Annotated in this window: 5 protein-coding genes; 1 reads left to right on the forward strand and 4 read right to left on the reverse strand. The window is 74.9% G+C overall.

Translation table 11 applies throughout. The annotated features are described in order from the left end of the window. The 4 genes from ABZ914_RS42040 to ABZ914_RS42055 all read right to left on the reverse strand — a co-directional run. Window positions 1-2649 (reverse strand): PEP/pyruvate-binding domain-containing protein (locus ABZ914_RS42040; RefSeq protein WP_500200286.1); only part of this gene is annotated, 2649 nt, incomplete at its 3' end. Beyond that, on the reverse strand, window positions 2646-3320 hold the full coding sequence (locus ABZ914_RS42045; RefSeq protein ID WP_500200288.1) for a methyltransferase family protein: 675 nt from the start codon (window positions 3318-3320) through the stop codon (window positions 2646-2648). The genes ABZ914_RS42040 and ABZ914_RS42045, both read right to left, overlap by 4 nt. Next, window positions 3317-4132, reverse strand: a complete 816-nt coding sequence (locus ABZ914_RS42050) for an AfsA-related hotdog domain-containing protein (RefSeq protein WP_500200290.1) — start codon at window positions 4130-4132, stop codon at window positions 3317-3319. Before ABZ914_RS42050 ends, ABZ914_RS42045 begins: the two co-directional genes overlap by 4 nt. Before the next feature lie 573 nt (window positions 4133-4705). Continuing rightward, window positions 4706-6805, reverse strand: coding sequence for a catalase (locus ABZ914_RS42055; protein WP_500200291.1), 2100 nt, complete (start codon window positions 6803-6805; stop codon window positions 4706-4708). A gap of 252 nt (window positions 6806-7057) precedes the next feature. Between ABZ914_RS42055 and ABZ914_RS42060 the strand changes: the two genes are divergently transcribed. After that, window positions 7058-7698, forward strand: a 641-nt coding sequence (locus ABZ914_RS42060; RefSeq protein WP_500200293.1) for a PucR-like N-terminal domain-containing protein, incomplete at its 3' end; no start/stop codon positions are given.

Below are 7698 nucleotides of genomic sequence, written 5' to 3' on the forward strand. Positions count from 1 at the left end.
GACCGCGACCGCGGTCGGCACGCCGAGCAGCCGTCCCGTGACGGCGGTGTGCGAGAGCAGGGTGCCGCGCTCGACGACCAGCCCGGACGCGGCGATCATCAGGGAGAGCCAGCCGGGGTCGGTCTCGCGGGCGACGAGGATGCGGCCCGCGCAGTCGCCGGGCGGGACGCGCGGGTCCAGCACGATCTTGGCGCGGCCGCGGACCGTCCCGCCGCCGGACCCGAGCCCGCGCAGCGTGCCGTCCGCGCCGGCGTCGCCGTCCGAGCCGAGCGGGCGCGCGTGCCGCAGCGCGGCGGCGGCCGGGCGCGCGGCGGGCGCCGACAGCAGCGCGGGCGGGGGCGGCACGGCCCGGTTCCGGACGCGTTCGGCGCGCCGCAGCGCGGCGAGCCCGCGCAGGTCGCAGCCGGGCAGCGTGCCGTCGAACGCGCCGATGACCTCCTCCACGGTGAGGTCGGCGACGTCGAGCGGGTCGTCGAGCTGCCCGGCGGCGGCGAGATCGCCGCCGAGCCGCCACATCACCTCGCGGGACAGCCCGAACAGCTGCGTGCGGCAGAACCGGGCGTCCTCCCGCGCGCGCACGGACCAGCGCATCATGCCGAGCAGTACGCGCAGGACGGCCCGTCTGGCCGGGCCCGGGCAGGATTCGCGCAGCCTGCGGCGCGCCTCGGCCGCTGCGCGCGCCTCGGCCGCCCGGTTCGCGGCGACCGTCGCGCCCTGCCGGACGAGCGGCCGCAGGAGCGCGGCGGTCATCCAGGGCCGCTGCCGCGGCGTGGGCTCGTCGAGCTTGAGGTCGTGCACCGCGCGGTCGCCATAGCGGCACAGGTAGGCGCGGGCGGACGCGGCGAGCGACGCGCCGTGCCGGCCCTCGGCGATGTCGGCCCAGACGGCCCGCAGATGCTCCTCGTCGGTGCGTCCGCCCAGGTCGTCGGCCAGCAGGGCCGCCTTCAGCGCGGGCACCCCGGCGGCACGCTCGGCCAGCGCGATCGCGGCGCGGACGGCGGCGAGCGACCGGTTCTCCGGACCGCCGCACAGCAGCCCGGGCAGCATTTCCGGTCCGGCGCCCGTCCAGCGGCGCAGCAGCGCGGTGGCGGCCCGCACGAGGAGCAGGCCGTAGACGCCGTTGGCGAGCGTGACGCCCCAGCGCACCGACACCTCGGCCCACGCCCACCGGTACAGGGTGATCAGCTCGTCCGGGGAGTACTCGGCGAGCGGGCGGGACGCGGGGCCGCGGACGTCCGCCATCAGCGCGTCCCACCAGCGCAGGAACCGGACGGTGGCGCGGCGGTGCCCCGCGGCGCGCCAGGCGAGCGCGGGCAGCGCGGCGGCGACGCGGGCGCGCGGCCACCGCCGGCCCGATCGCGCCTCGCCGGTGATGCCCATCCCCTCCTCCCAGCCCGCCCGGATCAGGTCGAAGACGGGCAGCTGCCCGTGCAGTTCCTGCCAGTCGTCCAGCCGGTAGTAGACGCGGCCGTCGAGGTGCCCGACCATCCGCGCGAGCCGGTGGCCGTTCGCGCGCAGCCGCCGCGCGGGCACGCCCATCCGCCGGTACAGGTCGGTAAAGGCGAGCTGGTAGAAGGCGCGCGCCTGCGAGTACGCCAGCGCGCCGGACACGCCGGGGAAGCTCTCGGTGATGTTGTGGTTGCCCCAGTGGACGCGCGGCCGCCCCTCGTCGGCGGCGGCGGCCAGCGGGCGGGCCTGCACGAGGTGGACGGCGCCGTCGGACGTGACGGTCCCCTCGATGTCCTGCGGGCGGCCGAACAGCCGCTCGACGCGCGCCGCGAGGCCGCTGATCTCCCTGGCCAGTTCGTCGGTGAGCACCGGCGCGGTGCGCAGGCCCTCCGGGACGGCGACGGTCCGCGGACCGTCCCCGCCTTCCTCCGGCGGCCCGACCATGCGGTGCTTGGTCACGACCTCCGCCTCGACGCGCCCGGTGCCGGGATCGACGAAGAAGTGGTCGACGTCGGCCTTCTCCTGGACGACGCCCTCGCCGATGCCGTGCGCCGCGGCGATGACGTGCCGGCGCGTCCCGTCGCGGGGGTCGCGGGTGAAGGCGACGAACGACCGGGTTCCCGGGACCATCCGCTGGACGCCGACCGCGACCCGCGCGGCCGCCGGGTCGATCCCCCGGAACTCCCGGTAGCGGACGGCCTCGGCTTTGAACGCCGACGCCCAGCAGCGCGCCACCGCCTCCAGCAGCCCGTCCCGCCGGACGTACAGGAAGCTGTCGCTCAGCCCGGCGAACGGATCGTCCGCCGCGTCCTCGCCCCTCCCGTCCGGGCCGGGGACGGCGCACGCGCGCACGGCGACCGTCCCGCGCGCGCCCGCCGGCCCGCCGCCGGCCAGCTCGTCGAAACCCGCGAGCAGGCGGGCCGCGAGGGCACCGTCCGGGACGGCCGCCGCCAGCGCCTGCGCGGCGAACCCGCACCACTGCGCGGCCGGGACCGCCGAGCGCGGCGGCAGGCCGCCGCTCAGCGCGTCCAGCGCCCGGTCGAACTCCGACACGGGCACGCAGAAGAACTCCGGCACGGGGAAGCCCGCGTCCCGCAGCGTCTCCAGCCGGGCGAACTTGTGCCCGACCTCCCCCGCCCCCATCGATCCCGCCCCCATCGATCCCGCCCCCATCGATCCCGAGATCATCGACCCGCTCACCACACCTTCGGCAGCACGCGCGCCCGTCCGGCGGCGTACGGCGGGTAGCCCGGAACGTCCCAGAGCGCCCGTTCCTCCACGCGGATCCGCCAGGCGACCGCCGCCGCGAGCAGCGCGAACGCGGCCGCGGTGAGCGGTGCGAGGAAGAAGCAGGCGAAGGCGAGGTTGGCCAGCAGCATCCCCGCGTACGCCGGATGCCGGACGACCCGGTAGACGCCGCCGGTCACGACGCGGTGGCCGTCCTGCCGCACCACGTGGTGCGAGTAGAACCGGCCGAGCGTGCGGATCGCGGTCCGCCGCAGCGCGACCCCGGCGACGAAGGCGACCGAGGCGAGAACGGGGACCGCCGTCCACGGCGACGACGCCGGCCACGGGAACGGCCCGAGGGAGGCGGACGCGACCAGCAGGAGGCGGGCGAGCGCGTACGGCGGCAGGGTCCGCGCGTCCGCCGGGGACGCGGCGGCGCGCCGGAACGTCACCGGCGCCTCCAGCAGCAGCCATCCCAGGTACAGCGCGAGCATGACCGCCGGCGCGGCGCCGTCGCGCGGCGCGTGGACGGCGATCCCGGCCACGAGGAGGCCCGCGCCCGCGAGGAAGGCCGCGCGGGGCGCGAGCAGCAGGACCGTGTCGCGGAGCGGGTCGCGGACCGGTTCGCGGAGCGGATGGTTCATGACGACCGGGTCCGCTCGTAGCGCTCCGCGTCGACCGCGTACGCCTCGTAGGCCAGCGACCCGAGGTCGGCGCCCGTCGCGGCGTCCGCGAGGGTGGCCGCGCACCGGGACCGCGGCCCCGGCACCCGCGCGACCGGCCAGCGCAGCAGGAGCGGGACGGCCCCGTCCAGCCGGAACGGCACGTCCAGCCGCAGCGACACCCACAGCAGGCGCGCGTCCATCGGCCTGCCGTGCTCGCTGTGCTCCAGCAGCGTGGCGAACTGGCGGCCCGCCTCGACGATCTCCACGGGACTCCAGGCGGCCCGGTCCCTGCCCGGCGGCCGCAGCACGGCCGCCTCCACCGCGCCGCGCCCGCGCCGCACGGGCTCCCCCACCAGGATGTTCTCCGGACGGCGCCGGTGCACGAGGTCCGCGCTCGCCTGCCGGGACGGCGGGATCACGGCGCGCGGGCGCCCTGGGCTGGGCGGCCCGGCCGCAGGGGCGTCGTCGTCGGTGAACGCGATCGAGCCGGCGCACACCTCCCGGGCCCCCTGCCGGGCGGCGACCGTCCAGGCGCGGTTGCGGCCAGGGACGGGACGGCACGACAGCGTGGTGCCACGGTCGAGCTCGCAGAACCGGGTGAAGTCGAGCCCGGCCACCACCCGCCCGGCCCGCCGTCCGCGCGATCGCGCCGAGTCCGCGCGGACGGCGAGGTCCAGCATGCCGCTGAACAGCAGCATTCCCGGCACATGGTCGAGGGGGTGGTCGAAGTAGAAGGGATCGGACTCGTCGACGACCAGCTCGCGGAATCGTTCAATGACGGACGCGGCCATGCGCCCTCCCTCCATAATCGGCCCCATGCCCTTGCCCGGCGGCCCGCGAAAAGGCCGCCCGGCACCCTTACCGGAAGCACAGGAAATCCAGCGGGACGGCCGTCATCTTGCTACAGAAATGCGTCCGGATGAACTGCACCCATGGGCAGTCCGGGCGGCGCGGGTCTTCCCAGACCGGCAAGGCGCGGCCCGCCGGACGCGCCGTACGGCGGGCGCGGACGGCCCGGAACCCGCATGTCAGGAGCCACTTGCACGGACGGCCGCGGTCGGCCGGCGGGCGGCGGGCGGCGGGCCCGGCCCCGTCCAGCCGGAATGCGGGCGGAATGCGCGCGTTTCCCGCCCTTCCGGCCGTGCGCTTTAAACGGGCAGTCGCACAAGATAGATTTTCAGATCAGGTTTCAATGATTCCGCGGACCGCCGTTCTTGTGACATGGCCCACAAATCATTTGGCAGAATGCGGCCACATGGAGCAGGGCCCGGCGCGGCGCCCGCTCGAAGCGTGCTACCGCGCCGGGCCCCGCCCGGTTCCGTCCGGCTCCCCCGGCTCCCCCGGCTCCGTCCGGCTCCGCCCGGTCAGGCCGGAACGTGGTCCTTCTGCCGGCGCCAGTGCCGGTGCTTGGCGATCGCGTCGATGAACACGGCGCCGAAGCCGCCGCCGGGGCCGCGCCCGGTGACGACGCCGGCGTCCTCGACCGTGCCGTCCTCCGAGGTCTTCACTCCGGTGATCCCGGCCCGCTCCAGCAGCGCGGCGCCCTCGTCCAGCGCACCGATCGCCTTGCAGTGCACGAACGCCTCCGCGACGAAGTGCACCGCGTCGCCGTCCCGCGCGAGCGTCCGCACGCTCGCCTCTCCCCCGGGCACCAGCACCGCGTCATAGAGGACGGACGCGACGGTCGGCATCGCGCGGGTCACCGAGACCTGCGCGCCGTTGGCGGCCTGGACGTGCCCGTCCTCGGCGGCGAGCACCTCGCACACCGCGCCCGCCTCGGTCAGCGCGTCGCCGACCGCGCCGACGGCCGCCGAGTCGACGCCGTCCGCCACCAGGATCGCGACCTTGCGGCCCCGCACCGACTCGGCGGGCGCGTTGTCCTGGCTGAGCGCGGGCGAGGTGCGGCCGTGGTTGGCGATCGGGGCGTCGGTGGGCGGCTCCACCCCCACGCCCTCGGCGACCCGCACCGCGAGGTCGTGGTCGACGTGGTTGAGCTGCGCGACCACGCCCTCCCGGATGTGCTTGTGCTCGCACTTGCCGAGCTCGAACCGGAACGCGCCGACGATGTGCTCCTTCTCCCAGTCGGACATGCTGTTCCAGAACAGCGTCGCCTGCGAGTAGTGGTCCTTGAAGCTCTCGCTCCGCTTGCGGATCTTCTCGCCGTCCACGCGCTCCTGGTAGTGGGTGAACGAGCCGGGTCCGCCGACCGCCGGGCAGCCGCCGCCGAGCGAGTTCTTGTGGTAGCTCGCCTGCCCCTGGTGCAGCTTCGTCTGGTGGTACCCGTCGCGCTGGTGGTTGCGGACGTCGGCGACCGGCTGGTTCACCGGGATCTGCGGGAAGTTCGGCCCGCCCAGCCGGATCAGCTGGGTGTCCAGGTAGGAGAACAGCCGCGCCTGCAGCAGCGGGTCGTTGGTGAAGTCGATGCCCGGCACGACGTTGCCGAGGTGGAAGGCGACCTGCTCGGTCTCGGCGAAGAAGTTGTCGGGATTGCGGTCCAGCACCATCCGGCCGACCGGCCGCACCGGCACCTCCTCCTCCGGAATGATCTTGGTCGGGTCGAGCAGGTCGAACCCGAACCGGTGCTCGTCCTCCTCCGCCACCAGTTGCACACCGAGCTCGTACTCGGGGAAGTCGCCGCCCTCGATGCGGTCCCACAGGTCGCGCCGGTTGAAGTCGGGGTCCTTGCCGGCGATCTTCTGCGTCTCGTCCCACGCGAGCGAGTGGGTGCCGAGCTTCGGCTTCCAGTGGAACTTCACGAACGTGCCGCGGCCCTCGGCGTTGACGAGCCGGAACGTGTGCACGCCGAACCCCTGCATCATCGCGAAGCTGCGCGGCAGCGCCCGGTCCGACATCAGCCACATCATCATGTGCATCGTCTCGGGCTGGAGCTGGACGAAGTCCCACAGCGTGTCGTGCGCGGACGACGCCTGCGGGATCTCGTTCGGCGGCTCCGGCTTCACCGCGTGCACGAAGTCGGGGAACTTGATGCCGTCCTGGATGAAGAAGACCGGCATGTTGTTGCCGACCAGGTCGAAGTTGCCCTGGTTCGTATAGAACTTGGTCGCGAAGCCGCGGACGTCGCGGACGGTGTCGGCCGACCCGCGCGACCCGGCGACCGTCGAGAACCGCACGAACACCGGCGTCGTCAGCGACGTGTCGCGCAGGAACTCGGCGGTGGTGTAGTCGGCCAGCGACTCGGTGAGCGTGAAGTGCCCGTACGCGCCGGAGCCGCGCGCGTGCACGACCCGCTCGGGGATCCGCTCGTGGTCGAAGTGGGTGATCTTCTCGCGGAGGTGGAAGTCCTCCAGCAGCGACGGGCCCCGCTCGCCCACCGTCAGGGAGTTGTCGGTGTCGTCGACCCGGAGGCCCTGGTCGGTGGTGAGCCCGGCCGCCCCGTCCGGGCTCACGCGCCGCCGTTCCAGCTGCTCCTGCTTCCGGTCCTCGTGGCCGGCCGGGTTGGCCATGGTCCAGCTCCTCGTGGCTGCTCGGTGATCGCACTCGGTGGGGCCGCTACCCGGCGGACCCCCCGCCATGCACGCTTTGACCGGAACTTGAGCACCCCCGCCGCGTCGCCGCAGGACGCCCGCCGCCGGGCGCGGACCCTTGTCAAACGGCTGACAATCGGCCCCGCCCGGCGGTGCGGACGGATGAGTGTCGCCCGCCCGGTCCGGTGCCTAGGTTGAGACGACCGGGCGCTCGGTCGAGGAGGTGTCGCCATGACGACGGCATACGAGGACGCGCACACCGGATCGCCGGTTCTGGACGGGCTGACGGAGGAGCCGTGGCGGGACGTCCCGGCCGAGGAGGCGCGCTGGATGCGCCCGCGGCTGCCGGACCTGCTCGGCCCGATGGTGCAGGGCGTGCTGCGGCACGTCCCCGAGTACGACCGGCCGGGCGACGCCGCCTACGTCCGCGTCGCCGAGGCCGCGGTCGCGCACGCGATGGAGCACTTCGTCCAGATGATCGCCGACCCGGACACCTCCTGGAAGGAGGTGTACCAGGTCTTCTTCGACGTCGGGTACGGCGAGGCCGTCGAGGGGCGCAGCCTGGAGCACCTGCAGAACGCGATGCGGGTCGCGTCGCGGCTGGCCTGGCGGCACCTGGCGGTCGAGGCGGAGCGGCTCGGCCGCCCGCGCGCCCTGGTCAGCCTGCTCGCCGAGGCCAACTTCGCCTACCTGGACGCGCTCGCGTCCGCCGCCGCGCACGGGTACGCGCGGGCGCGCGAGAAGGCCGCCGGGGAGCGCGAGCAGCGCCGCGGCCGGCTGCTGGCGCTGCTGCTGTCGGACCCGGCCGCGCCGCCCGAGGTCGTCGGCGAGCAGTCCGCGCGGGCGGGCTGGCCGCTGCCGCGCCGGCTCGC

The organism is Spirillospora sp. NPDC046719, assembly GCF_040645715.1.
Taxonomy (GTDB): Bacteria; Actinomycetota; Actinomycetes; order Streptosporangiales; family Streptosporangiaceae; genus Spirillospora.